Annotated in this window: 22 protein-coding genes; 9 read left to right on the top strand and 13 right to left on the bottom strand. The window is 60.1% G+C overall.

Features of this window, described 5'->3' with window-relative positions:
- Positions 1-235 precede the first annotated feature (235 nt).
- The 3 genes from ACLTXB_RS04985 to ACLTXB_RS04975 all read left to right on the top strand — a co-directional run bounded on the left by ACLTXB_RS04985 (position 236) and on the right by ACLTXB_RS04975 (position 3,403).
- Positions 236-949 carry a helix-turn-helix domain-containing protein gene (locus ACLTXB_RS04985; protein WP_428226238.1) on the top strand — a complete coding sequence of 238 codons (714 nt, stop codon included), beginning with the start codon at positions 236-238 and terminating at the stop codon, positions 947-949.
- A gap of 45 nt (positions 950-994) precedes the next feature.
- Positions 995-2,803 (top strand): translation elongation factor 4, encoded by a 1,809-nt coding sequence (gene lepA, locus ACLTXB_RS04980; protein ID WP_008982116.1) that lies wholly within the window; start codon positions 995-997, stop codon positions 2,801-2,803.
- 231 nt (positions 2,804-3,034) lie between these two features.
- Positions 3,035-3,403: a VOC family protein gene (locus tag ACLTXB_RS04975; protein ID WP_428226237.1), complete on the top strand. Its 369-nt coding sequence runs from the start codon at positions 3,035-3,037 to the stop codon at positions 3,401-3,403.
- 40 nt (positions 3,404-3,443) lie between these two features.
- On the opposite strand, the gene ACLTXB_RS04970 is transcribed toward ACLTXB_RS04975, so the two are convergent.
- From ACLTXB_RS04970 to ACLTXB_RS04915, 12 genes are all read right to left on the bottom strand, one after another.
- Entirely contained in the window at positions 3,444-4,139 is a 696-nt protein-coding gene (locus ACLTXB_RS04970; RefSeq protein WP_428226236.1) for an ABC transporter ATP-binding protein, read from the bottom strand.
- Positions 4,126-4,977: an ABC transporter ATP-binding protein gene (locus tag ACLTXB_RS04965; protein ID WP_428226235.1), complete on the bottom strand. Its 852-nt coding sequence runs from the start codon at positions 4,975-4,977 to the stop codon at positions 4,126-4,128. Before ACLTXB_RS04965 ends, ACLTXB_RS04970 begins: the two co-directional genes overlap by 14 nt.
- Positions 4,974-6,125 (bottom strand): branched-chain amino acid ABC transporter permease, encoded by a 1,152-nt coding sequence (locus ACLTXB_RS04960; RefSeq protein ID WP_110441431.1) that lies wholly within the window; start codon positions 6,123-6,125, stop codon positions 4,974-4,976. The genes ACLTXB_RS04965 and ACLTXB_RS04960 overlap by 4 nt, the downstream gene beginning before the upstream one ends.
- Positions 6,126-6,137: 12 nt before the next feature.
- Complete coding sequence (locus ACLTXB_RS04955; protein ID WP_008982111.1) at positions 6,138-7,022, bottom strand: branched-chain amino acid ABC transporter permease; 885 nt, start codon at positions 7,020-7,022, stop codon at positions 6,138-6,140.
- Between the two features lie 159 nt (positions 7,023-7,181).
- Positions 7,182-8,384 carry an ABC transporter substrate-binding protein gene (locus ACLTXB_RS04950; protein ID WP_020989399.1) on the bottom strand — a complete coding sequence of 401 codons (1,203 nt, stop codon included), beginning with the start codon at positions 8,382-8,384 and terminating at the stop codon, positions 7,182-7,184.
- A gap of 240 nt (positions 8,385-8,624) precedes the next feature.
- Positions 8,625-9,179, bottom strand: coding sequence for a hypothetical protein (locus tag ACLTXB_RS04945; protein WP_008982108.1), 555 nt, complete (start codon positions 9,177-9,179; stop codon positions 8,625-8,627).
- Positions 9,176-11,596, bottom strand: a complete 2,421-nt coding sequence (locus ACLTXB_RS04940; RefSeq protein ID WP_428226234.1) for a glycoside hydrolase family 3 C-terminal domain-containing protein — start codon at positions 11,594-11,596, stop codon at positions 9,176-9,178. Before ACLTXB_RS04940 ends, ACLTXB_RS04945 begins: the two co-directional genes overlap by 4 nt.
- 93 nt (positions 11,597-11,689) lie before the next feature.
- Positions 11,690-12,841: a glycoside hydrolase family 3 N-terminal domain-containing protein gene (locus tag ACLTXB_RS04935; RefSeq protein ID WP_428226233.1), complete on the bottom strand. Its 1,152-nt coding sequence runs from the start codon at positions 12,839-12,841 to the stop codon at positions 11,690-11,692.
- A 156-nt stretch (positions 12,842-12,997) separates the two neighbouring features.
- Positions 12,998-13,918: an ATP-binding protein gene (locus tag ACLTXB_RS04930; protein WP_428226232.1), complete on the bottom strand. Its 921-nt coding sequence runs from the start codon at positions 13,916-13,918 to the stop codon at positions 12,998-13,000.
- Positions 13,915-14,301 carry a hypothetical protein gene (locus ACLTXB_RS04925; protein ID WP_428226231.1) on the bottom strand — a complete coding sequence of 129 codons (387 nt, stop codon included), beginning with the start codon at positions 14,299-14,301 and terminating at the stop codon, positions 13,915-13,917. The genes ACLTXB_RS04930 and ACLTXB_RS04925 overlap by 4 nt, the downstream gene beginning before the upstream one ends.
- Positions 14,298-14,720 carry a LytR/AlgR family response regulator transcription factor gene (locus tag ACLTXB_RS04920; protein ID WP_428226230.1) on the bottom strand — a complete coding sequence of 141 codons (423 nt, stop codon included), beginning with the start codon at positions 14,718-14,720 and terminating at the stop codon, positions 14,298-14,300. Before ACLTXB_RS04920 ends, ACLTXB_RS04925 begins: the two co-directional genes overlap by 4 nt.
- The gene (locus tag ACLTXB_RS04915; RefSeq protein ID WP_428226229.1) at positions 14,660-15,007 is read right to left on the bottom strand and encodes a LytR/AlgR family response regulator transcription factor; all 348 of its coding nucleotides are present in this window, start codon (positions 15,005-15,007) and stop codon (positions 14,660-14,662) included. The genes ACLTXB_RS04920 and ACLTXB_RS04915 overlap by 61 nt, the downstream gene beginning before the upstream one ends.
- A gap of 203 nt (positions 15,008-15,210) precedes the next feature.
- Here ACLTXB_RS04915 and ACLTXB_RS04910 point away from each other — a divergent pair, with 203 nt between their 5' ends.
- Together ACLTXB_RS04910 and ACLTXB_RS04905 are read left to right on the top strand one after the other, a co-directional pair.
- Positions 15,211-16,287, top strand: a complete 1,077-nt coding sequence (locus ACLTXB_RS04910) for a 6-phosphofructokinase (RefSeq protein WP_008982103.1) — start codon at positions 15,211-15,213, stop codon at positions 16,285-16,287.
- A 115-nt stretch (positions 16,288-16,402) separates the two neighbouring features.
- Positions 16,403-18,037, top strand: a complete 1,635-nt coding sequence (locus ACLTXB_RS04905) for a class I adenylate-forming enzyme family protein (protein ID WP_235398396.1) — start codon at positions 16,403-16,405, stop codon at positions 18,035-18,037.
- Between the two features lie 44 nt (positions 18,038-18,081).
- On the opposite strand, the gene ACLTXB_RS04900 is transcribed toward ACLTXB_RS04905, so the two are convergent.
- Entirely contained in the window at positions 18,082-19,311 is a 1,230-nt protein-coding gene (locus tag ACLTXB_RS04900; protein WP_428226228.1) for a class I SAM-dependent rRNA methyltransferase, read from the bottom strand.
- Positions 19,312-19,412: 101 nt separating this feature from the next.
- On the opposite strand from ACLTXB_RS04900, the gene ACLTXB_RS04895 reads away from it, so the two are divergent.
- The 4 genes from ACLTXB_RS04895 (at position 19,413) to ACLTXB_RS04880 (ending at position 23,814) form a co-directional block, all read left to right on the top strand.
- Positions 19,413-19,904 (top strand): hypothetical protein, encoded by a 492-nt coding sequence (locus tag ACLTXB_RS04895; protein WP_428226227.1) that lies wholly within the window; start codon positions 19,413-19,415, stop codon positions 19,902-19,904.
- A gap of 112 nt (positions 19,905-20,016) precedes the next feature.
- Complete coding sequence (locus tag ACLTXB_RS04890) at positions 20,017-21,162, top strand: LCP family protein (protein WP_428226226.1); 1,146 nt, start codon at positions 20,017-20,019, stop codon at positions 21,160-21,162.
- 197 nt (positions 21,163-21,359) lie between these two features.
- Positions 21,360-22,502 carry an LCP family protein gene (locus ACLTXB_RS04885; protein ID WP_428226225.1) on the top strand — a complete coding sequence of 381 codons (1,143 nt, stop codon included), beginning with the start codon at positions 21,360-21,362 and terminating at the stop codon, positions 22,500-22,502.
- Between the two features lie 121 nt (positions 22,503-22,623).
- A complete protein-coding gene (locus ACLTXB_RS04880; protein WP_428226224.1) occupies positions 22,624-23,814 on the top strand; it encodes a M20 metallopeptidase family protein in 1,191 nt (396 codons plus the stop codon).
- Positions 23,815-23,852: the final 38 nt, after the last annotated feature.

Here is a 23,852-nt window from a genome sequence, read left to right as displayed (position 1 = left end):
ACGCCTCACGTCATGCACTCTTTTCTGGGACTATGGTAGCATTTTCCCGTGGAAAATGCAAGAGTTACTGCACTTTCATTTTGCCGGATTTCTCGAAAAGGATACAAAAAAACCCACAAAAATATGAAATTTCTCTTTACGAAAGGTATTGGGTCGTTTATACTATACCAAGTGTATTGATTTTTAGGGCGGCAGCCGGATCGAGTAATCGGCAGGCCTGGCCGCTCGGATAGAGGTGAACAATTTGAACGCAGAATTTGCCCGTACCCTGTCCCTGCTGCGTCAGGAAAAAGGAGTCAGTCAGCGCGCAGCCGCTGCGGAGCTGGGTATCTCTCAGGCCCTTATGTCTCACTACGAAAACGGCATCCGTGAGCCCGGTCTGCCTTTTGTGGTCAAGGCCTGTGATTATTATGGTGTGTCTGCCGATTACCTGTTGGGCCGCACCCTGACCCGGGATGGCACCACCATTGGAGCTGAGGAACTCTACGACGTCAGCGAAGAGAAAAACAATTCTATGCGGGGCTCTGTGCTGGCCCTGCTGTCCAAGAAGCTGCTGGTGAACTCGGTGGGAATGCTCTTCGACCTGCTGGGGAAGACCGGCAGCCGGGAGGCCATCCGTGCCGCCTCCAACTACCTGTCCTCGGCGGTCTACTCGGTGTACCGCCAGCTTTACCACGCCAACCCGGCCAACAACCCCGATTTCTTCTCTGTGTCCCAGCGGCATGCCCAGGCTGGCCTGGCCCAGGCGGATATGGATCTGTCCCGGGTGGAGCTGGAGGATGCTCTGGCCCAGCATGTGAAGGACAAGGGCCAGATGCCTGAGATGGACCACGCCGCTCTGGCCCGGGATTATCCCGTGCTTTATCAGTCCATGCTGCAGCTCATCCACAACTCCGGCGAGCGGATGAACAAGCTATTTGGCGGCCGGGATAATAAAGATAATAAATAAGCGCCGCCTGTTTATGAATCTGAATCTCATCTTTGGAGGGTATCTATGACCGATCAATCCAAAATCCGCAATTTTTCTATCATTGCCCACATCGACCACGGCAAGTCCACCCTGTCTGACCGTCTCATTGAGCAGTGCCATGCAGTGACTGAGCGGCAGATGGAGTCTCAGCTGCTGGACAACATGGACCTGGAGAAGGAGCGCGGTATCACCATCAAGGCCCGTGCCGTCCGTCTGGAGTACCAGGCCCAGGATGGGGAGACCTACCACCTCAACCTCATCGACACCCCGGGCCACGTGGACTTCAACTACGAGGTGTCCCGGTCTCTGGCCGCCTGTGAGGGTGCGGTGCTGGTAGTTGACTCCACCCAGGGCGTGGAGGCTCAGACTCTGGCCAACACCTACCTGGCTCTGGAGCACGACCTGGAGATCCTCCCCGTGTTCAACAAGATCGACCTGCCCGCCGCCAACCCCCAGAAGGCCAAGGAGGAGGTAGAGGCTATCATCGGCCTGCCCGCCATGGAGGCCCCGGAGATCTCTGCGAAAATGGGCATCAACATCCCCGCCGTGCTGGAGGACATTGTACAGAACGTGCCCGCCCCCACCGGCGACGCCAGTGCCCCTCTGAAGGCCCTGGTCTTTGACAGCCAGTACGACCCCTATGTGGGGGTTATCGTCTACTTCCGTGTGATGGAGGGTACCCTGAAGAAGGGGATGAATGTGAAGATGATGGCCTCCGGCGCCTCCTACCAGGTACTGGACTGCGGCTATCTCCGGCCTCTGGGTATGGACTCCTGCCCCGAGCTCACCGCCGGCGAGGTAGGCTGGTTTACCGCCTCCATCAAGAACGTGAAGGACACCCGGGTGGGCGACACCATCACCGGAACCGATCAGCCCGCTGCTGAGGCTCTGCCCGGCTACCGGCCCGCCCAGGCCATGGTTTACTGCGGTATCTACACCCAGGACGGCAGCAAATATCCTGACCTGCGGGACGCCCTGGAAAAGCTCCAGCTCAACGACGCTTCCCTGTCCTTCGAGCCCGAATCCTCCATCGCCCTGGGCTTTGGTTTCCGCTGCGGCTTCCTGGGCATGCTCCACATGGAGATCATCCAGGAGCGCCTGGAGCGGGAGTTCGATCTGGACCTGGTTACCACACTACCCTCTGTAATCTACGAGGTAGATAAAACAGATGGGACTACCGTGAAGGTGGATAACCCCCACAACTACCCCGATCCCGGCCTGATCACCGAGGCCCGGGAGCCCTACGCCAAGGTGTCCATCATCGCGCCCCCCGACTACGTAGGCAACATCATGCCCATGTGTCAGGACCGCCGGGGAATTTTTAAGGACATGCAGTATCTGGACACCAACCTGGTGGAGCTGCACTACTCCATGCCTTTGGGCGAGATCATCTACGACTTCTTCGACGCCTTGAAGGCCCGCACCAAGGGCTACGCCAGCCTGGACTATGAGCTGGAGGGCTATCAGCCCAGCCAGCTGGTGAAGGTGGACCTGCTCCTCAACGGCGACCAGGTGGACGCCCTGAGCTTCATTGCCCACAAGGACAAGGCCTACGGCCGCGCCCGGAAGATTTGTGAAAAGCTCAAGGAGAACATTCCCCGCCAGCTCTTTGAGGTGCCCATCCAGGCGGCCATCGGCGGCAAGATCATTGCCCGTGAGACCGTCAAGGCCATGCGTAAGGACGTGCTGGCCAAGTGCTACGGCGGCGATATCACCCGTAAGAAGAAGCTGCTGGAGAAGCAGAAGGAAGGCAAGAAGAAAATGCGCTCCCTGGGTACCGTGCAGATGCCCACCGAGGCATTTATGGCAGTTCTCAAGCTGGACGAGGAATAAAAAAGCCGCCGCAGGCGGCCCTCCCGCCAAAGCCAGCGCCTGCGCAGCCGTTGGCGGCTGTGCCGCCTTACGGATGCGGCGTGCCCCTTGCGGGTAAGCGGGTTTGGCGGGAAAAGGAGAAGCAAGGAAATGCAGCGAGGAGTGCCCGCCAGGGCGCTGTGAGCGGAATGGACTTTGCTTCGACGCCAGGGCAGTTCTCAAATTGGACGAGGAATAAAAGGAGAAGGATTTATGATCAAATTCAATCACTTCAACTTCAATGTCCTGGATCTGGACAAGAGCCTGGACTTCTATAAAAAGGCCCTGGGCCTGGAGCCTGTGCGGGTGCGGGATGCCGAGGACGGCTCCTTCCGTCTGGTGTACCTGGGGGACGGCCTCACCGAGTTTCAGCTGGAGCTGACCTGGCTGCGGGACCGGACCGAGCCCTACAACCTGGGCGAGTGTGAGTTCCACCTGGCCTTCCACACCGACGAGTACGAGCAGCTGCATCAGAAGCATGAGGAGATGGGCTGCATCTGCTTTGAGAACCCCGCTATGGGCATCTACTTCATTTCCGATCCCGACGGCTATTGGATCGAGATCGTGCCCGAGCATAAATAAGAAAACGGACCTGACGGAGCAATCCGCCAGGTCCGTTTTTTTAGCCCAGATAGGCCTTCTTTACTTGTTCGTTGTTGAGCAGCTCTCGCCCGGAACCCGACAGGGTGATCTTGCCGGTCTCCAGCACGTAGGCTACATCGGCGATGCGCAGAGCCATGTTGGCGTTCTGCTCGATGAGCAGGACCGTGACGCCCTGGCGGTTGATCTCCTTGATGATGTCAAAGATGCCCTTGACCACGATGGGGGCCAGGCCCAGGGAGGGCTCATCCATCATGATGATCTTGGGGCGGGACATGAGGGCGCGGCCCACAGCCAGCATCTGCTGCTCGCCGCCGGACAGGGTGCCCGCCGCCTGCCAGGAGCGCTCCTTCAAGCGGGGGAAGAGCTCATAGACCCAGTTGAGGTCGTCGTCCAGGCTGTCCCGGCGCAGGTAGGCACCGATCTTCAGGTTCTCCAGTACGGTGAGGTCCGGGAAGACGTGGCGTCCCTCGGGCACCAGGGTGATGCCCTTGGAGACGATGCGGTCGGGGCTGAGGGCGGTGATGTCCTCGCCTTGGAGGTGGATGTGGCCGTGGGCGGGCTTCACCAGTCCGGCAATGGTGCGCAGGGTGGTGGATTTGCCCGCGCCGTTGGCGCCGATGAGGGTGACGATCTTGCGCTCGGGTACCTCAAAGGTGATGCCCTTTACGGCCTCAATGCCGCCGTAGCTTACCTTCAATTCATCAATCTTCAGCATCGTCTGCCACCCCCAAATATGCCTCGATGACCCGAGGATTGTTTTGAATCTCCGCCGGCGTACCCTGGGCAATGAGCTTGCCGAAGTCCAGCACGTAGATGCGGTCGGAGATCTGCATGACCAGATCCATATGGTGCTCAATGATGAGGATGGTCAGATTGTATTCGTCCCGGATGCGGTGGATGAACTGGGAGAGCTCCTGGGTCTCCTGGGGGTTCATGCCGGCGGCCGGCTCGTCCAGCAGCAGGAGCTTGGGCTGGGTGGCCAGGGCGCGGGCGATCTCCAGGTGGCGCTGCAGGCCGTAGGGCAGAGAGCCAGCCACTTCGTCCTTCAGATGCAGCAGGTTCTGCTCCTCTAGCAGGGCCAGGGACTCCTCCCGCATCCGCTTCTCCTCCGCGGCGTTGAGGCGGAAGGTAGCGGAGAATACGTTCTGCTTGGCACGCATGTGCTTGGCGATGAGCACGTTGTCCAGCACCGACAGCTTGGAGAACAGGCGGATGTTCTGGAAGGTACGGGCGATGCCCAGCTGGGTGATTTTATCCGGGGTGGGGTTGAGAGTATGGGTGTACTTGCCCTTGTTTTCCCCGGCATACAGCTTCTGCATTTTGCCCTTGGGGAAGTTCTCCACCATGGGCTGATCCAGGAAGGAGATCCGGCCGTTGGTAGGCTCATAGACTCCGGTGATGCAGTTGAAGGCGGTGGTCTTGCCGGCGCCGTTGGGGCCGATAAGAGCCACGATCTCTCCCTTGTTTACCTCCAGGGACAGGTCATTGACGGCCACCACGCCGCCGAACTGCATGGTGATGTGTTCCAGTTGGAGGATATGTTCCAGGCTCATTTCGCCACCTCCTTGGTTTTCTTACGGGGTTTGAGCAGGTCTGTGATCTCCTTGTTGCCCATGATGCCCTGACGGAAGAAGAGCACCACGATCATGATGACCACGGAGAAGACCACCATGCGGAAGCCGTTGCGGAACAGGCCCAGTTTGATGCCCAGGAAGGAGCCCATGTCCAGGCCGCGCAGCCACCACTCGGAGCAGGCCACATACAGGAAGGTGGACAGGACAGAACCGGAGATGGAGCCGATGCCGCCGATGACCACGATGAGCAGGATCTCATAGGTCATGGTGGAGGTGTACACCTTGGCCTGGGCGTTGTTGGCGAACATGGCAAACAGTGCGCCGCCCACGCCGGAGAAGAAGGAGCTGATGACGAAGGAGAGCATCTTGTGCTTGGCCAGGTTGATGCCCATGGCCTCCGCGGCGATCTCGTCCTCCCGGATGGCCTTGAAGGCCCGGCCGTAGGAGGAGTTGATGAGCATGACGATGATGGCCACGCAGATGATCATGATGAGCATGGGGAAGAAGGAGGACAGGTAGAACACCACCTTGCCGCTGGAGTCGGTGATGTTGAAGTTGTTGAAGGTGGGGATCTGGGTGATCATGTTGGCGCCGTTGGTGATGGGGCCCAGAGCCTGCCACTGGAAGATGGCCCGGATGATCTCGGCAAAGCCCAGGGTGGCAATGGCCAGATAGTCACTCTTGAGGCGCAGCACCGGCAGGCCGATCAGGTAGGCAAAGAAAGCTGCCACGCAGCCGCCCAGAATGATGGCCAGCAGCACGCCCAGAATGAGACCGGCCGGGGTGTCCACCCCACCGAACAGGTCAGGCAGGGAGAACTTTACCGCCGAGCCGCCGAACAGGTAGTACACCGTGTCCTTGGCGGATACAGGGACCGTGAGGATGGCATAGGTGTAGGCGCCCAGCAGCATAAAGCCCGCCTGGCCCAGGGAGAACAGGCCGGTAAAGCCGTTGACCAGGTTCATGGACACGGCCACCAGGGAGTACACCGCGCCCTTTTTCAGGACCACAAACAGCTGGCTGGTGGAGGGGAGGGTGTTCTCCAGTACAGTCACCAGAACCAGCACCAGAATCGCGGCGGCCAGCCCCAGCAGGGCGCCCCGTTTGCTTCGTTTCTCTTGAATCATAGTGCTACCTCCTTACACCTTATCCGTGGCCTTTTCACCGAACAGGCCGGTGGGCTTAAAGACCAGAATGATGATCAGCAGGGCAAAGGTAAAGGCGTCTACGAAGGTGGTGGCACCCTCAAAGGGCAGGATCTTCACGAAGTTCTCGCAGATGCCGATGAGGAACGCGCCGATCACCGCGCCGGGGATGGAGCCGATGCCGCCGAACACCGCGGCCACGAAGGCCTTCAGACCGGGCATGGAGCCCACCGTGGGGACCACGGAGGAGTAGGTGGTGAAGTAGAGCATGGAGCCAATGGCAGCCAGAGCCGAGCCGATGATAAAGGTGATGGAAATGACGGAGTTGATTTTGATGCCCATGAGCTGGCTGGTCTCAAAATCCTTGGCCACCGCCCGCATGGCCATGCCCACCTTGGTGCGGTTGATAAGCAGGGTGAGCAGGATGACCAGGGCCACCACCAGAACGGGGGTGAGCAGCACCACCCACTTGATGGAGGTGCCGGCCACGGTGATGGTGTCGGACAGGAAGGGGAGAGAGGGGTAGATCATGGGCTGACCGCCGGTGACGTAGGTGGCGGTGTTCTGGAGCAGGTAGCTCACGCCGATGGCGGAGATCATGACGCTCATACGGGGGGCGGAGCGCAGGGGCTTATAGGCCACACGCTCAATGCAGAAGCCAAGAACCACCGTCAGGATGACCACCAGGGGCATAGCCACATACAGGGGGAAGGTGGCACTCAGGTAGATGCCCAAGAGGCCGGCCACCATGAACACGTCGCCGTGGGCGAAGTTAATCAGGCGCAAAATGCCGTAGACCATGGTGTAGCCGATGGCGATGAGGGCATATTGGCCGCCCACCGAGATGCCGAAAAGCAGGGTGGAGATAAAAAATTCCATGGAATTTCCTCCTCAGTCAAAGTTTTGCTGGACAGTCCCAAAAAGAGGGGGAGACCGCCTCCTTTTGGGGCGGCCCAGCGGGAGGTGGATACAGAATTGGCGGGGACCCGAGGGGGCCCCCGCCAAACCGTAAATCAAATCAATTGCGGGGCGGGGAGCTTACTTCGCTACCGTCTGCTGAGTCTCCAGCTCCCAGGCACCGTCGTTGGTGGAGTGCTTGATATAGGCGGTGTCACGCACGGCGTCGCCGTTGGTGTCGTCAAAGGCGATGTGGCCGGACACGCCGTCATACTCCACATCCCACAGGGCGGCCTTAATGGCGGCGGGGTCCACGCTGTCGGCCTTCTTGATGGCCTCGAGAGCCACATAGTAGGCGTCATAGCCCATGGCGGTGACCGCGGCTACGGTGTCGTTGCCGCCGTTGGACTCCAGAGCGCCGGAGGCGGTGTTGATGTAGTTCTTGATGCCCGCGTCGAAGTCAGGGTTGCCGCCCTCCTGATAGAAGGTGGACACGTACAGCTGAATGTTGGTGCCCTTGGCGGCCTCCAGGACCATGTTGTCGTCCAGGGTGTCAGAACCCACGAAGGGGATCTCCAGGCCCAGAGAAGCGGCCTGAGTGATGATCTGGGTGGCGTAGGCGATGGACACGGGGGTGAAGATAACGTCGGCGCCCTGGTCCTTGGCCTTGTTCAGGTAGGAGTTGAAGTCGGAGTTGTTGGTGGGGAAGGAGTCGGTGATGACCTTGCCGCCGGCGGCCTCAAAGGCCTGCTTGAAGAAGGCGATCAGGCCCTGGTCGTACTCGTTGCCCGCCTCGCCCAGGCAGTAGGCGGTTTTGGCCTGGAACTTATCCATGGAGAAGTTGGCCAGAACAGTGCCCTGGAAGGGATCCAGGAAGCAGATGCGGAAGTAGTAGTCGTTGCCGGCGGTGACGTTGGGGTTGGTGCAGGTCACGCCGATGGCGGGGATGCCAGCGTTGCCGAAGGTGGGGCCGGCGGCGATGGACACGCCGGAGCCGTAGGAGCCCAGCACCATGGCCACGCCCTCACTGACCAGCTGGGAAGCGGCGGTGGGGGCCTTGTCGGTGGAGGAGCCGTTGTCAGCATAGACCAACTCGACCTTGTACTCCTCGCCGCCCACAGTGACGGTAGGAGTCTCGGAGTTAGCATACTGCATGCCCAGCATTTCCTTCTTGCCGCCGGAGGCGGAGTCGCCGGAAGCGGGCTCAAACACGCCGATCTTGATTACCTTGTCGCCGGAAGCGGAGCCGCCGCCGGAACCAGAGCCGGAGCCGGAGCTGCCGCAGCCAGCCAGAGCGGCGATCATCAGGGCGCAGGACGTAGCCAAAGCCAGAAATCGTTTCATGTTCGTTCCTCCAATCTTTTTCGGGCAAATTCCCGAATGTCCACAACAAAAAGACAAATGTCCATGTGAACTTGTGGTTTATTATAGCAAAGTGAAAAAGAAAATGCAAGGGCAATTCAGGAAAGTTTCAGATTCGGCGATTTTAAGACGGAGATATAAAAATGGGGTAGAAAAAAGGGAAAAATAAACAAAAGACGCCTCTGGCTTTTGCCAGAGACGCCTTTATGGGAAGGAAGAGTATTACTTCTTCTGGGCCTCGCCCTCGGGGAAGATGATCTTGTTGACAAAGAAGAAGATCACCATGGAGATACCGCCGTTGAGCACCACGGTACCGATGTTGTAGATAAAAGCGGGCACGAACAGACCGGCCACCGCCATCCAGATGCAGTTAATGGAGTTGACGATGCAGGTGATGATGCAGAAGGCGATGACGTACCACAGGATCTGGTAGGCCAGGTTGCCCTTGCTGCGGAAGACCAGGTTGCGCTGGAGGGGGAAGTTGATGCACTCGCCGATGACCATGGCGACCATGTAGGCGCAGAAGTAAGGCAGGCCGCCGTGGTCCACGTCGTAGCCAAGGATGTTCCACTGGAAGGTCTCACCAAACAGGGTGATGGGGATCCCCGGCCAGCCGAAGTCCACCATGGGCAGACCGGCGAAGGCGGCGGGCAGGAAGGTCAGCAGGATGTACTTGAAGACGGTGATGACGTTGCTGACAATGACGAACAGGCCGCCTTCCCGGATCCACTTGGCAGCTCCGGGATGCTTGGCCGCAAAATTATTCCAAAAACTCACAGTTTTTTGCTCCTCTCCTTCTTGACCTTCCCGTTGGCGAAGAAGCCGGCGATGGTCTTACCCATGCCGCGGAAGAAGTGGCCGTTGCAGGCCTCCAGAATGGAGGCAGTCATCTCGGTGGTCACCAGTCCGTTGCTCATCTTGGCCAGGCCGCGGAAAGGCATGCTGTGGATAAAGAGAACGTTCAGGTTGGGCTGGTCCTTCTCTTCGCTCTTGCGCTGGATAGCCGCCAGACGGCCGGCAGCGAAGCGGGCCACAAAGCCCTTGGCGTAAATCATCTGGGACAGGCTGTCGTTGTAGCCCAGAGGCTGGGAGCGGTCCCACTTGTCCTGGGGGATGGGACGGCCCAGCAGGGTCTCAAACTGGTCGTCGGGGACGGCCTGGACCTGGGCGGAGTAGTAGCAGGACAGCTTCTCCCGGTCGTAGGGGATGGGAGCGCCGGTACCCTCCACCTCCACGGAAGCGGTGAGCAGGATGTCGGCGGCGCTGGCGCCCACCTCCAGGCGGTACTCGCCGCCCTCGATCTCCCAGCGGTTGGTCTTCACGTTGAAGTAACGGAAGGCCTTGTCATCCAGGGGGATGGTAACGGTGCGGCTCTCTCCGGGCTGGAGGAAGACCTTGGCAAAGCCCTTAAGCTCCCGCAGGGGAGTGAAGAGCTGGCTGTTGGGCCGGGAGACATACAGCTGGGCCACCTCCGCGCCGGCGCGCTTGCCGGTGTTGGTGAGGGTGAAGGTGACCTTCTCCTTGTCGGCCTTCAGGTCCGAGTAGGCGAAGGTGGTGTAGCTCAGACCAAAGCCGAAGGGGAAGCGCACGGCCTTCTGGGCGGTGAGATAGTAGCGGTAGCCCACAAAGATGGACTCCCGGTACTGGGCGGTGAGCTCCCGGCCGGGGAAGAAGTCCCGGTTGGGGGTGTCGTCATAGACCAAGGGATAGGTCTCGGCCAGCTTGCCGGAGGGATTCACCTTGCCGGTGAGGATGTCGGCCATGGCGCCGGCGCCAGCCTGGCCGCCCAGATAGCCGTGGACGATGGCGGCGGCCTTGTCGTACCAGGGCAGCTCCACAGGAGAGCCGCCGGAGAGGACCACCACTACCTTGGGGTTGGCAGCGGCCACTGCCTCCAGCAGTCGGTTCTGATTGGCGGGCAGGCGCATGTGGCTGCGGTCCATACCCTCGCTCTCGAAGATCTCAGGCAGACCCAGATAGAGCAGCACCACATCGGCCTGGGCAGCCAGCTGGACCGCGGCCTGCTGAAGGCCCGCGTCATCCTTGCCGTTGCGCAGGTAGCCCTGGGCGTGGCCCACTACGTCCAGACCGCTGGCCTTCAGGCAGTCCAGAGGTTTGTCCAGACGGGTGGGATTGACCAGAGAGGAACCGGCGCCCTGATACCGGGGCTCCAGAGCCATGTCGCCGATAACGGCCACCCGGGTGTTGGGAGCCAGAGGCAGCAGATCATTCTCATTCTTCAGCAGTACAGCGGTCTGTGCAGCGGCCTGACGGGCCACGGCGTGGTGGGCCTCCTGATCGAAGTCCCGCTTGCCGCCGGCGGTGGCCTCATGGGTGGCCAGGATCACGTCCAGCAGCTGGTCTACCCGCAGGTCGATCTCCCCTTCGGTGATCTTACCCTCTTTCAGGGAGGCCATCAGCTCCCGGTCGCTGTCGCCGATGGTGCCGGGCATCTCCAGGTTGCTGCCCGCTTTGATGCCGGCGGTCTGGCTGTTGCAGCCGCCCCAGTCGGTGACCACAAAGCCGTCAAAGCCCCACTCGTCCCGGAGGATCTCGGTGAGCAGGTGGGCGTTCTCGTTGGCGTAGGTGCCGTTTACCTTGTTGTAGGAGGACATGATGGACTTGGGATGGCCCTCCTTGACGGCGATCTCAAAGTTGGTCAGGTACAGCTCCCGCAGGGTGCGCTCATCCACCACGCTGTCGCTGGTCATGCGCAGCAGCTCCTGAGAGTTGGCGGCAAAGTGCTTGGGACAGGCGGAGATACCGTTTTCCTGCACGCCCCGGATGAAGGCGGCGGCCATTTTGCCGCCCAGGTAGGGGTCCTCGGAGTAGTACTCAAAGTCGCGCCCGTCCAGAGGGCTGCGCTTGGTATTCAGGCCGGGACCCAGCAGGACGTTGACCTGCTGGCAGGCGGCCTCCTTGCCGATGGTGCGGCCGCACAGGGTGGCCAGCTCCTCATCCCAGCTGTTGGCGATGCCGGCGGCGGTGGGGAAGCAGGTGGCAGGCTGACTGGCATTGATGCCTAAATGGTCGCCCTCTCCCAACTGCTTACGTACCCCGTGAGGGCCGTCGGACAGGAACATGCTGGGCACACCCGCCTTGGGAAAGGGGTAGGTGCTCCACACGTCACGGCCGGAGAGCAGGGCGATCTTTTGTTCCAGGGTCAGCTTATCCAGAATGTCTTTGTGTTTCACAGTCTATCTCCCTTTCATTCAGCGGTATGGGTGCCCATGGGGCAAAAGCGGAGGTAAGGGAATCCCCGGTGTTCCCGGGGATTTTCAGCGTGGTTAAACCTGTTCGGTGGTGTCCTCAGCGGAGGCATCCTCCATCTTCTTGGACTTCTTAACGATCATCACAGCGCCGGCCACCAGGATCACACCCACCACCACGTCGATGGCGATGGCAGCGATCTGCCAGCCCTGCAGGCCGCCGCCGGACAGGTTGGCGGGGTCATAGGCGCGGGAATTGACCGTGGTGTACAGGATGTTCTTACAAGCCTGACGCATAGCCAGCACGGAGGTAGCGCTGGTGGTGTCGGTGACATGGTTGGTCTCGGTGTCATAGGCGACCAGCATGCAGTCGGTGCCGCCGCGAATAGCCTGGTCGGAATCCATGTAGCCGTACACACCGAAGTAGTCGGTGAGCACGAAGCCCTGGAAGCCCCACTCGTCACGCAGGACGTTGTTGAGCAGCTCGTCACAGGCGCCGGCCCAGGTGGTGCCGATGTAGTTGAAGGAGGACATGACCGCCTGGCAGCCGCCGTCCTTCACAGCAATCTCGAAGGGCTTGAGGTAGATCTCACGGATGGACTGCTCGTTGGCCCAGGTGCACAGCATGCCACAGCGGTTGGTCTCCTGGTCGTTGAGAGCGAAGTGCTTCATGTAGGCGTACACGCCGTGCTCCTGAGCGCCCAGGATGGCGTTGGCAGCCATGTTGCCGCCCAGAACGCCGTCCTCGGAGTAGTACTCGAAGTTACGGCCGGCGAAAGCGGAGCGGTGGGTGTTCATAGCGGGAGCGTACCAGCCGGACACGCCCATCTCGTCGGCCATCTTGCCGATGCGCTCGCCGAAGTCATTGGCCAGATCCACATTCCAGGTGGCGGCGATCATGACAGCGGCGGGGAAGCCGATGGAACCCTTGCCGGTGAAGTTGTTGTTGATGGAGGCAGGACCGTCGCAGTCGATGAGGCCCTCGGCAGCGGCGGTCTCATAGAACTTGTAGCCCACATAGATGCCCTCTACGTAGTTGACAAAGGAGGGAACCGCGCCGTCCACGGCAAACTCGTCCATGTTGTCATAGAACATGCTGCCGAAGTTGTTCCAGGTGGGGGTCTGGGTCAGGTCATAGACATAGGTGTCCACCATCTTGGCGGAGGGATTCACCCCGCCGGCGAGGATCTCGCCCAGAGCGTTGAAGCCGGTCTGACCGGGGCCGGCCATATCACAACTTAACCTCGTTTTTTCATGAAAGGCACAAACTGCTGTCTTTTGGGCGCAAACTGTAAAAAATATTGTGAAAGTACACAAAATAAAACCCCGCTTGTTTGGCAGTATAAACAAGCGGGGGTGGCCGCAAGGGGAAAGTTTTTCCGCAACTTAATGGTGCTCCAGCGGAAAGAGCAAGGTGAGCTGAAACCACTCGTCCTTGGCCTGGACCGTCATGGTGCCGCCGTATTTTTGGGCGGTGTAGCGCATGCTCTTCAGGCCGTAGCCGTGGTACTCCCGGTCGGCCTTGGTGGTCATGGGCAGACCATCCTGAAAGACGGGGGGAGCGGGGCAGTAGTTTTCGCACCGGATGACCAGAAAGTCCTTTTTGGCATAGACCTCCAGGTGAATGAGCCGCTTTTCTTTATCCGGGATGGACAGTTCACACTCGATGGCGTTGTCCAAAGCATTGCCGAACAGAGTACAGATGTCCATCACGTCCATAAAGGACAGCCGGGCTCCGTCGGCCACGCAGGTGAGCTTGATTTGGTGCTTGGCGCAGTAGAGGCTCTTGCCGGTAAGCACCGTGTCCAGCACCGAGTTGCCCGTCTTGTTCTGGGCCTCGTAGTGCTGGATCTCCTCCTCCATCTGGTCCAGAAAAGCGGAGCGGCGGGCGGGATCCTCCTCCGCCCGGAGCACGGCAATCTGGTGCTTGAGGTCGTGGTACTTGCGGTTGATGACATCGATGGACTCCCGGGACTGGCGGTACTGTACATACTGGTTTTGCAGAATGTTCTTGATGGCGTCCAGTTCCCGGCGGGTGTGCAGCTCAAAGAGCTGGATGTGGTAGGCGTAGAGAATGACGACACCGGCCAGATCCACAAGGGTGCGGATGTTGGCGATCTCCTGCTCCACCGAGCTGGTGAAGGGAGTGTTGGCGGTGACGAAGCTCATATTGCTGATGAGAAAGGCGGCCAGGCCCATGGAGGCGGCGGACAGCAGCTCACGCCGGGTCATCCGGGGCAGGTCACCTCCCTGGGATACCCGCTGCTCCAGGTGGTAGGTCAGCAGAAAGACGCAGCTATATATCACAACGAGAAAGACAGTCGCCGGAATAAAGCCGTCGATTTTGGTTCCCTCACGAAGAAAGCGTACAGCTGCCACTCCAGCGAGGCGGTGAATTCCGCCAGCAGGAAGGCGCGCACCGTGCAGTAGCCCGCACCCAGCAGGTCGCTGCGGCCGCAGACCACTAGGAACAAAAACATGAGCCCCACGGCTACCGCCATGGCGGGCATCCAGAAAGCGACGGGGAGGGAGCCGGTTCCCTCCAGCCACAGAACCTGCACCACCAGAGCGCCCGCCGCAGCCAGCCAGAACCGAAGGCCGTTGAGCTTGCGGGGATATTGAAGGAGAAAGAGCATGCAGGCTCCCCACTCGGCCAGAGCGGTAAACAGGCGGGGCATGGTCTCACTCAACGGGCGCCACCTCCCATGTAGGCGGTGAGGGCCTCCAGGAAGGGGGCCTTGCGGGAGCGGCTGATGAGCAGCTTATGCTCTCCCACCAGGGCGCAGTCGTCCTGGATGCCGTCCACATGTGCCAGGTTCAGGAGATAGCCCTTGTTGCTGCGGAAGAAGTGGTAGCCCTCCAGCTTCTCCTCCGCGTCCTTGATGGTCCCGGCGCTGACATACTCATCCTCCGCGGTGTGGTAAATGAGGCGGTGGCCCTGGCTCTCCACAAAGGTAATGTCCTCCACCGCCAGCTTCATAGCCCCTCCTTTGATGGGGACGGTGATATAGGTGCGCTCCCGGCGGCGCATCCGGCTCAGCGCCCGGCTCAGCCGCTGGGCAAAGGTGGTGTAGCCCACCAGCTTGAGCATGTAGTCCAGCGCGTCCACCTCATAGCCTCGGATGGCGTACTGGCCATGTTGGTAATAAAGATGATGATGACCTCCGGGTCGGTGCGGCGGATCAGCTCCGCGGTGGCCATTCCATCCAGAAAGCGCATCTGGACATCTAAAAAAACCAGATCAAACTGTCCATGATACTGCTCCAGCAGATCCTCTCCATCGGCAAACAGAGACACCTCAAAGCTTTTACCCGATTCCCGGGCGTATTGGTCCACATAGGTTTGCAGTTGATGAGCCCAGGACAGATCGTCCTCAGCCACAGCGATTCGGATCATCCGGGCACCTCCCTTCCGAAAAAATCTTTCTGGATCATACGGCTGGCATTTTTTCATATTTACTATACCAAAGAAAGCTACCTGGGTAAAGAGAAATGCAAAAAATGATACCGGAACAGCACCATACCCGCGCCAGGAGGATATTGACAATCCATGCGGGAAAAAGTACTCTTGTACCAGATTGTAATGAAGGGGGAACTCTTATGAAAAAGCGAGTGGGTATCCTGACCTCCGGCGGTGACTGCCCGGGGCTCAACGCGACCATCCGCGGCGTGGCCAAGGCCCTGTATCAGCGCTTTGGGGAGGACGTGACCATCGTCGGCATTTCCAACGGCTTCTCCGGTCTCATCAACGGCGAGTGGCGGGAGATGAAGCCCTATGAATTTTCCGGTATCCTTACCGTAGGCGGCACCATCCTGGGCACCAAGCGCACGCCCTTCAAGCTCATGCGGGTCGTGGGCGAGGACGATGTGGACAAGGTGGCTGAGATGAAGAAGAACTACGCCGCCATGAAGCTGGACTGCCTCCTCTGTCTGGGCGGCAACGGCACCCATAAGACGGCCAATCTTCTGGCTGAGGAGGGCCTCAACATCATCGGCCTGCCCAAGACCATCGACAATGACATCTACGGCACCGACGTGACCTTCGGTTTCCACTCTGCCGTTGATATTGCCACCGAGGCCATCGACCGGGTCCACACCACCGCCGGCAGCCACAGCCGCTGCATGCTGGTGGAGCTCATGGGCAACAAGGCGGGCTGGCTCACCCTGTACGCAGGCATCGCCGGCGGCGCAGATATCATCCTCATTCCCGAGCGACCCTACACCATTGAAAAGGTGTGCGCCGCCATCGAGAACCGGGCCAAGCAGGGCAAGCACTTCTCCATCCTGGCCGTGGCCGAGGGCGTCTATGACGTCAAGGAGTCCCGCATGAAGAAGAAGGAGCGTCTGGCCAAGCGCAAGGAGGAGGGCATCACCACCGCCACCAACCGCATCGCCCGCCAGATCGAGGAGATGACCGGCTTTGAGACCCGCACCTGTGTTCCTGGACACACCCAGCGGGGCGGCAGTCCCTCTCCCTACGACCGGGTGCTGGCCACCCAGTTCGGCTCCTACGCCGCCAAGATGGTGGAGGACGGCAACTTCGGTATCACCGTGGCCATGAAGAACAACCACGTGGGAGAAAACAAGCTCGCCGACATTGCCGGCAAGAGCCGCCTGGTCCCCGACGGCCACGGCATGCTGGAAGTGGCCCGGCGCATGGGCATTTCCCTGGGATAAAAGGGAATCCAGGGGTTGACTTTTGATTGGTTCTGGGTTATGATACTTTAACGGTTTAAAGATTGAAACCGCGAAAGCATCCGGGCCTCGCCCGGTTTTGAAAGGAACGAGCGCCATGCCTATCACCGATCTGCTGGAGCGCAACAGCAAGCTCTACGGCGACGAGGTCGCCCTGGTAGAGATCAACCCCGAGGTTCAGGAGACCCAGCGGGTCACCTGGAAGGAGTATGCGCTCATTCAGCCCACCTCCACCGCACCCTACCGCCGGGAGATCACCTGGTCCGTCTTTGACGAGAAGGCCAACCGGGTGGCCAACCTGCTGTTGGGCCGAGGGCTGAAAAAGGGCCAGAAGGTGGCCATTTTGCTGATGAACTGCCTGGAGTGGCTGCCCATCTACTTCGGCATCCTCAAGGCCGGAGCGGTGGCGGTGCCCCTGAACTTCCGCTATACTGCCCAGGAGATCGAGTACTGTGTGAAGCTGGCCGACGCCGACGTGCTGTTCTTCGGTCCGGAGTTTATCGGCCGTGTGGAGGACATTGTCCCCTCCATCGGACGGGAGCGCCTTCTGTTCTTTGTGGGTGAGACCTGCCCCTCCTTTGCCGAGGACTACCACCGCGCCACCGCCAACTGTTCCTCCGCCGCCCCCAAGGTGCTGGTGGACGACGAGGATGACGGCGCCATCTACTACTCCTCCGGTACCACCGGCTTCCCTAAGGCCATCCTGCTCAGCCACCGCTGTCTCTTGCAGGCGGCCCGGATGGAGGCCATCCACCACGAGACCACCCATGAGGACGTGTTCCTGTGCATCCCGCCTCTCTACCACACCGGCGCCAAGATGCACTGGTTTGGTTCCCTGTTTACCGGCAGCAAGGGAGTCCTGCTGAAGGGCAACAGCCCCAAGGCCATCTTTGACGCCGTCTCCCAAGAGCGGTGCACCATCGTGTGGCTGCTGGTGCCCTGGTGTCAGGATATCCTGGCCGCGCTGGACCGGGGCGACCTGAAGCTGGAGGACTACCAGCTCAGCCAGTGGCGGCTGATGCACATCGGCGCACAGCCGGTCCCGCCCTCCCTCATTAAGCACTGGATGGAGTATTTCCCCCACCACAAATACGATACCAACTACGGCCTGTCCGAGTCCACCGGCCCGGGCTGTGTCCACCTGGGGATGGATCACATCCACAAGGTGGGTGCCATTGGCGTTCCCGGCTACGGCTGGAAGGTGAAGATCGTGGACGAGCAGGGCCAGACCGTGCCCCAGGGTGAGGTGGGCGAGCTGTGCGTCAAGGGTCCCGGCGTCATGCGGTGCTACTACCACGACCCCGAGGCCACCGCCGCCGTGCTCCACGGGGAGTGGCTCCACACCGGCGATATGGCCAAGCAGGATGCGGACGGTTTCTACTTCCTGGTAGACCGGAAGAAGGACGTTATCATCTCCGGCGGTGAGAACCTCTACCCCGTCCAGATCGAGGACTTCCTGTCTGCCTACCCCAAGATCCACGATGTGGCCGTGATCGGCCTGCCCGACAAGCGCCTGGGCGAGATCGCCGCGGCCATTATCCAGGTGAAGGACGGCATGACCTGTACCGAGAGCGAGATCAACCAGTTCTGCACCGACCTGCCCCGGTACAAGCGGCCCCGGAAAATCATCTTCGCCGACGTGCCCCGCAACCCCACCGGCAAGATCGAAAAGCCCAAGCTGCGGGAGAAGTACTGCGGCGTGCGCCTGGTGGAGGCCCAGAACCAAGCCTAATATGCCAACAGCCCGTCCCTTTGTGGGACGGGCTGTTTTTGTGCTTAAATGACCTGGAAGAGGAAGAACTTCAGGTAGTTGGTCTCCTCCACGTTCCAGAGGATGGGGTGGTCAGGAGCCTGCTGGCGCACCTCGATCTGCCGCAGCTGCCGCCCGGCATCGGCGGCGGCGGAGCGGAGCATTTTGATAAACATCTCCTCGGTGGCAAAGTGGCTGCAGCTGGCGGTGGCCAGGTAGCCGCCGCGAGGCAGCAGTTTCATGGCCCGGTAGTTGATCTCCTTGTAGCCACGCATGGCGTTGCGGGCAGTCTTGCGGGACTTGGTGAAGGCGGGCGGGTCCAGAATGATGAAGTCGTAGTCCGGCTGGTGCTCCAGATTGGGCAGCAGGTCAAAGACGTCGGCACAGAGGAAATCCATGCGCCCTTCCAGACCGTTGAGCACCGCGTTGTCCCGGGCCAGGTCCACCGCGGCCTGGCTCACATCCACGGCGGTGACGTGCTCCGCGCCGCCCAAAGCGGCATTGAGGGCAAAGCTGCCCGTGTGGGTGAAGCAGTCCAGCACACGCTTGCCCCGGGCCAGCTTGGCCACCTCCCGGCGGTTGTACTTCTGGTCCAGGAAGAAGCCGGTCTTCTGGCCGTTTTCAAAGTCCACCCGGTAGCGCACGCCGTTCTCGCAGATTTCAGTCCAGGTCTCCTGGGGATGTGTCAGCCCCTCCAGGGGGAACCAGCCCTTGTTTTCCTCCAGGCCCTCACGCTGGCGCAGCGCCACATCGTTGCGCTCGAAAATACCCTGGATATCTTGGCCGTCCTGGCGCAGCACGTCCACCAGAATGGGGAAAAGGACGGACTTCAGCTGCTCCATGCCGTAGGACAGGGTCTGGGTCACCAGCACCGGGCCGAAGCGGTCCACCGTCAGGCCGGGGAACTGGTCGGCCTCGCCGAAGATGACCCGGCAGCAGCTGAGATCCTCCGGCCCCATCACCGTTTTGCGGTAGGCCCAGGCGTATTCCACACGGCGGCGCCAGAAGTTCTCGTCAAAGCGGTCGTTGGCGTTGCGGCTGAGAAGCCGTACCCGGATCTTGCTGTGCTGGCTCAAAAGGCCCGTGCCAAGGTAGCGGCCTTTGGCGCTGACCACGTCCACCAGCGCGCCGTTGGCGGGGGCGGGATCGGGCTGGTCGGTGAGCTCTTCTGCGTACACCCAGGGGTGGCCGGACAGAATCGCGCGCTCCCCCTTGGGAGTGATGGTATAGACGGGATAGGGGCGGCTTTGTTTCATAAAACAAGTTCCTCTCTGGTAAAAAATGAATTCGTAATCTTCATTATAGCATGGATCGGCCCTGTGTGCTAGAATGAAGAAAAGCGAAAGGAGCGAATCCGATGGAAATTGAACGCAAGTGGCTCACCGACGGGTGGCCCCAGGGGTTGGAGGAGCAGCGGCGTATCCTCATGCGCCAGGGGTACATCACCACCCGGCCTACCGTGCGCATCCGCAGCGAGGCGAGCGGAGACGTGACCGAGTATGTGCTGTGCTTCAAGGGGGCGGCAGGGCCGGACGGCCTGGCCCGGGAGGAGATCGAGACCAACATCGACCTGGAGCTGTTTGCCAAGCTGGAGGCGTTCGTCGGCCGTCCCCTCATCGAAAAGGAACAGCGGCGTTACGCCCTTCCCGGCGGTCTTACCCTAGAGGTCAACCAGGTAGACCGGGGACAGCCGGGGGAGTTCTTCTATGCTGAAGTGGAGTTCCCCACCAAGGAGGCTGCCCTGGCCTGGCAGCCCGGTGAGCTGGGAGAGTATCTCAGCGACGAGGTCACCGGCAAGCCCGGGCAGAGTATGGCGGCCTACTGGACCGAGACGCGGGGAGAATTTTAACAGTATATTTTGGAAAGGCAAAAAGCGGGTAAATTCACCATTTAGGGCTTGCCGAACCCAGGAAAACTGAGTATACTAATACAAGATTTACATAAGATGGGGGATAGCCACCATGGAGCAGACACCAACCCGCCGCCGCAGGAGCAGTTCCGCTTCCTCCGGCGGCCGACGGCAGCAGCCGCAGACCCGACGTCCCGCACCCAAAAAACGCAAGCGCCGCAGCATTGGCTGGACGTTGTACGCAATCCTGGTGGTCATTTCCGCCATCATCGTGGGCGTGTATGCTGCAGGGCACTTTTTTATCAAGGCTCCGGAAATTAAAGGGACTGAGGGTGATATCTCCACGGCACCGGTGGTGGATGAAAGTACCCAGGAGCCGGAGAACCCCAACGCGCTGATCCGAAAAGAGGGGGTCTATAACTTCCTTCTGCTGGGCAAGGACGTGGACAGCAGCAACACCGATACCCTGATCGTGGTCAGCTACGACACGGTGAATCAGAAGATCGGCATGGTGTCCATCCCCCGGGATACCGCAGTGACCCGCGAGTGGAGCAGCATGCCCAAGATCAACGCCGCCTTCCACAGCAAAAAGGCCGGTCCCGAGGTGCTGAAGGAAGAGATCAAGAACACCTTTGGTATTCCCATCGACTACTACATCCATGTGGATCTGCAGGGCTTTATCGCCCTGGTAGATGAGCTGGACGGCGTGGATATTGAGGTTCCCCTGGATATGAACTACGACGACCCCTATCAGGACCTGCACATCCACCTGAATGCCGGTATGCAGCATCTGAATGGGCAGCAGACCATGCAGGCGGTGCGCTACCGCCACGACAACTCGGACAGCCCCAATTACCAAGCCAACCAGTGGTACAGCGACGTGCAGCGCGGCGAGTTCCAGCGCCAGGTGCTGGTGGAGCTGGCCAAGAAGGTGATCTCCTGGAACTCCATCCCCAAGGTGACCTCCTTCCTGGAACTGTTCAATACCTATGTGAAGACTGACCTGAGCATGCAGGACATGCTCTACTTTGCCACCAAGGCCATGGAGGTGGATGTGTCCACCGCCATCACCCAGGGCAACTTGGATGGCCGGGGCGAGGGTGTGGTCAACGGATACAAGTACTGCTTTGTCTATGAGGCGGAAGATATCCTGCCCACCATCAACTCCCTTATCAATCCCTACACCCGGGATCTGACCGCGGACGATTTGAACCTGCCTGTGCCGGAATACTACTGGAACGGCGGGATCATTGATTAAAAGACGAGGACCCGTACAGCGCTGCGCTGTGCGGGTCCTTTCTTATAAAAAGAGAGCCAGGATTTCTGAAGAGAAAGAAAGATACTGGAAGGGGAGAAACCCAGTCTGCATGATTCCTTAAGAAATCATAAAACAACCTTTAGAAGGCTTGTCGAAGGAAGGGGAATCGGATATACTGGGGCACATCTCAAACAAGATTGGAGGGAGCTCCCCTGGCTCAGACACAGATACCAAACCGACGCTCGTCCTCCGGCGGCCGACGGCAGCATCCGGTCAAGCGATATAAGCGCCGCCGCCGCGGCGCCATTTGGGCCCTTTACACCTTTGTGGCTGTACTGGCCGTTTTAGTGGTAGGTGCGTATGCCGCCGGAACCTTTTTCATCACGCCTCCGCCGGTAAAAGAGGCGAGAACCCAGGTCACCGCCCCAGCGGCCGGAAAGACCGAGAAGGAAGAACAGAATGAGGCCGGGGGCGAGGCTCCTCAGGTGGCCGGAACCGGCGCGCTGAAACGGAAGGAAGGCGTTTATAACTTCCTGCTGCTGGGCAGCGATAAGGGCGGCGGTAACGCCGACACCATCATCGTGGCCAGCTATGACACCAAGTCCCAGAAGGTGGGTGTGCTCTCTGTCCCCCGCGACACCATGGTGGACCGGGACTGGAGCCGCAACGGCAAGATCAACGCCGCCCTGGGGCACGGCGGACCGGAGCTGCTGGCCGAAGAGATCACCAAGACGCTGGGCGTGCCCATTGACTACTACTTCCATATCAATCTCCAGGGCTTTGTGGCGCTGGTGGATGAGCTGGGCGGCGTGGATGTGGATATCCCTGTGGATATGAACTATGACGACCCCTACCAGAACCTGCACATCCACTTCAAGAAAGGCCCCCAGCATCTGGACGGCCAGGCGGCTATGGAGGCGGTACGCTACCGCCATGACAACAAGACCACCGTCAATTCCAATTACAGCGACCTGGACCGCACCAAGCTGCAGCAGCAGGTGCTCACCGGGCTGGCGGACAAGGTGATCTCCTGGGGCAGCATCACCAAGGTGCAGTCCTTCCTGAATATCTTCAACACCTACGTCAAGACCGATATGGGGCTGAAGGATATGCTCTACTTTGCCACCCAGGGCATGAAGCTGAATACCTCCAGCGCCGTTAGCTCGGCTACCCTGGAGGGCCGTGGAGACGCCTACTACCGGGCCTCTGCCTGGTGTATGGAACTCAACCAGGAGTCTACCGTGAAACTGGTCAACGAGCTGGTAAACCCTTATACCCGGGATCTTACCTTAAAGGATATGAACCTGCCCCGGGCTGAGCGCTACTACTTCAATTATTGACCGGACAGCCGTCCGGCGGAGAACTCTCGTGTCTCCGTCGGGCGGTTTTTTGTTGGGGTTGACAGAGCGGGCAAAATGGGCCATGATGGGAGAGAAAAACGCCGGAAAGGACCGATGAAGGATGGAAAACTGGAAGGGCTGGCTGGAGGTCTGGTATAAGGAGCAGGTGGAGGTGCGTCATATGCTGCACCGAAATCCGGAGCTCCCCTATGAGGAGCGGGAGACCACCCGTTTTTTGAAGCAGCAGCTGAAAGACTGGGGCATCCAGGTGGAAGAGCTGCCCGGCCTGGAGACCGGCGTGTCCGCGGTCATTGAAGGGGCACACCCTGGTCCTATGCTGGTGCTGCGGGAGGACATTGACGCTCTGCCCATCCTGGAGAACACCGGCCTGGATTTCGCTTCCCAGAAGTCCGGCGTGTGCCATGCCTGCGGCCATGACGTGCATACTGCCGCCCTGCTGTACGCAGCCCGGGCGCTGCAGCAGCTGCGGGAAGAGCTCCACGGCAGTGTGAAGCTCATCTTCCAGTGCGCCGAGGAGGTGGGCAGCGGCGCCTATAAGATGCTGGAGGCCGGAGCCCTAAAAGACTGCCAGCCCCAGGCGGTGGTGGGCTTTCACTGTGCGCCTCTGCTGGAACTGGGCAAGATCGGTGTGCGCCGGGGACCCAGCAATGCCAGCTTTGATATCTTCACTTGGACCATCACCGGACGGGGCGGCCACGGAGCCTATCCCCAGCGGTGCGTGGACCCGGTAGTGGTGAGCGCCCACCTCATTACTCAGCTTCAAACGGTGGTCAGCCGCTTCAATAATCCCACCCACCCGGCCGTGCTCACTGTGGGGGAGATCCACGGAGGCACCGCCCCCAACATCATCCCCGACCAGGTGACCATGCGGGGCGCCATGCGGGCCTTTGATGAGGGGCTGCGCCAGGAGATGCTGGAGCAGATCCGGCAGATTACCCAGGATTGCTGCGCCGCCCTGGGGGCTAAGGGAGAGGTCAGCCGGGATGTGGGCATCCCTTCCATCATCAGCGACCCGGAGATCGCCGACGGAGTGGCCCGGGCGGTGGAGGAGAGCCTGGGGCAGGAGCACCTGCACTGGGTGCCGGAGGCGTCCATGGGCTCGGACGATTTCTCCGTGTGGATGGAGGCCTGCGGAGGCTGGGGAGTGCAGTTCCAAGTGGGTACCCACGATCCTGCCTGCCCCAACAGCGGGCTGGGGATCCACGTAGCAGAGAACATCTTCCCGGATGAGGCGCTCCGCTATGCTGCGCCGGTGCTGGTGCAGTTTGCGGTGGATTATTTGAAAAAATAATTTGCCTTTTGTGGGAAGACGGTGTTACTTTGCCCGCG

This window comes from Flintibacter sp., assembly GCF_046973065.1.
Note: the sequence above shows the minus strand (reverse complement) of the source record. Positions and strands in the feature narration are given on the sequence as shown.

Bases quoted from the DNA above. Each gene is read 5' to 3' on its own strand.
- lepA (WP_008982116.1), top strand. From the start codon at position 995: ATGACCGATCAATCCAAAATCCGCAATTTTTCTATCATTGCCCACATC.
- ACLTXB_RS04975 (WP_428226237.1), top strand. From the start codon at position 3,035: ATGATCAAATTCAATCACTTCAACTTCAATGTCCTGGATCTGGACAAG.
- ACLTXB_RS04970 (WP_428226236.1), bottom strand. From the start codon at position 4,139: ATGCTGAAGATTGATGAATTGAAGGTAAGCTACGGCGGCATTGAGGCC.
- ACLTXB_RS04965 (WP_428226235.1), bottom strand. From the start codon at position 4,977: ATGAGCCTGGAACATATCCTCCAACTGGAACACATCACCATGCAGTTC.
- ACLTXB_RS04960 (WP_110441431.1), bottom strand. From the start codon at position 6,125: ATGATTCAAGAGAAACGAAGCAAACGGGGCGCCCTGCTGGGGCTGGCC.
- ACLTXB_RS04955 (WP_008982111.1), bottom strand. From the start codon at position 7,022: ATGGAATTTTTTATCTCCACCCTGCTTTTCGGCATCTCGGTGGGCGGC.
- ACLTXB_RS04950 (WP_020989399.1), bottom strand. From the start codon at position 8,384: ATGAAACGATTTCTGGCTTTGGCTACGTCCTGCGCCCTGATGATCGCC.
- ACLTXB_RS04935 (WP_428226233.1), bottom strand. From the start codon at position 12,841: ATGGCCGGCCCCGGTCAGACCGGCTTCAACGCTCTGGGCGAGATCCTC.
- ACLTXB_RS04915 (WP_428226229.1), bottom strand. From the start codon at position 15,007: ATGATCCGAATCGCTGTGGCTGAGGACGATCTGTCCTGGGCTCATCAA.
- ACLTXB_RS04910 (WP_008982103.1), top strand. From the start codon at position 15,211: ATGAAAAAGCGAGTGGGTATCCTGACCTCCGGCGGTGACTGCCCGGGG.
- ACLTXB_RS04905 (WP_235398396.1), top strand. From the start codon at position 16,403: ATGCCTATCACCGATCTGCTGGAGCGCAACAGCAAGCTCTACGGCGAC.
- ACLTXB_RS04900 (WP_428226228.1), bottom strand. From the start codon at position 19,311: ATGAAACAAAGCCGCCCCTATCCCGTCTATACCATCACTCCCAAGGGG.
- ACLTXB_RS04895 (WP_428226227.1), top strand. From the start codon at position 19,413: ATGGAAATTGAACGCAAGTGGCTCACCGACGGGTGGCCCCAGGGGTTG.
- ACLTXB_RS04890 (WP_428226226.1), top strand. From the start codon at position 20,017: ATGGAGCAGACACCAACCCGCCGCCGCAGGAGCAGTTCCGCTTCCTCC.
- ACLTXB_RS04880 (WP_428226224.1), top strand. From the start codon at position 22,624: ATGGAAAACTGGAAGGGCTGGCTGGAGGTCTGGTATAAGGAGCAGGTG.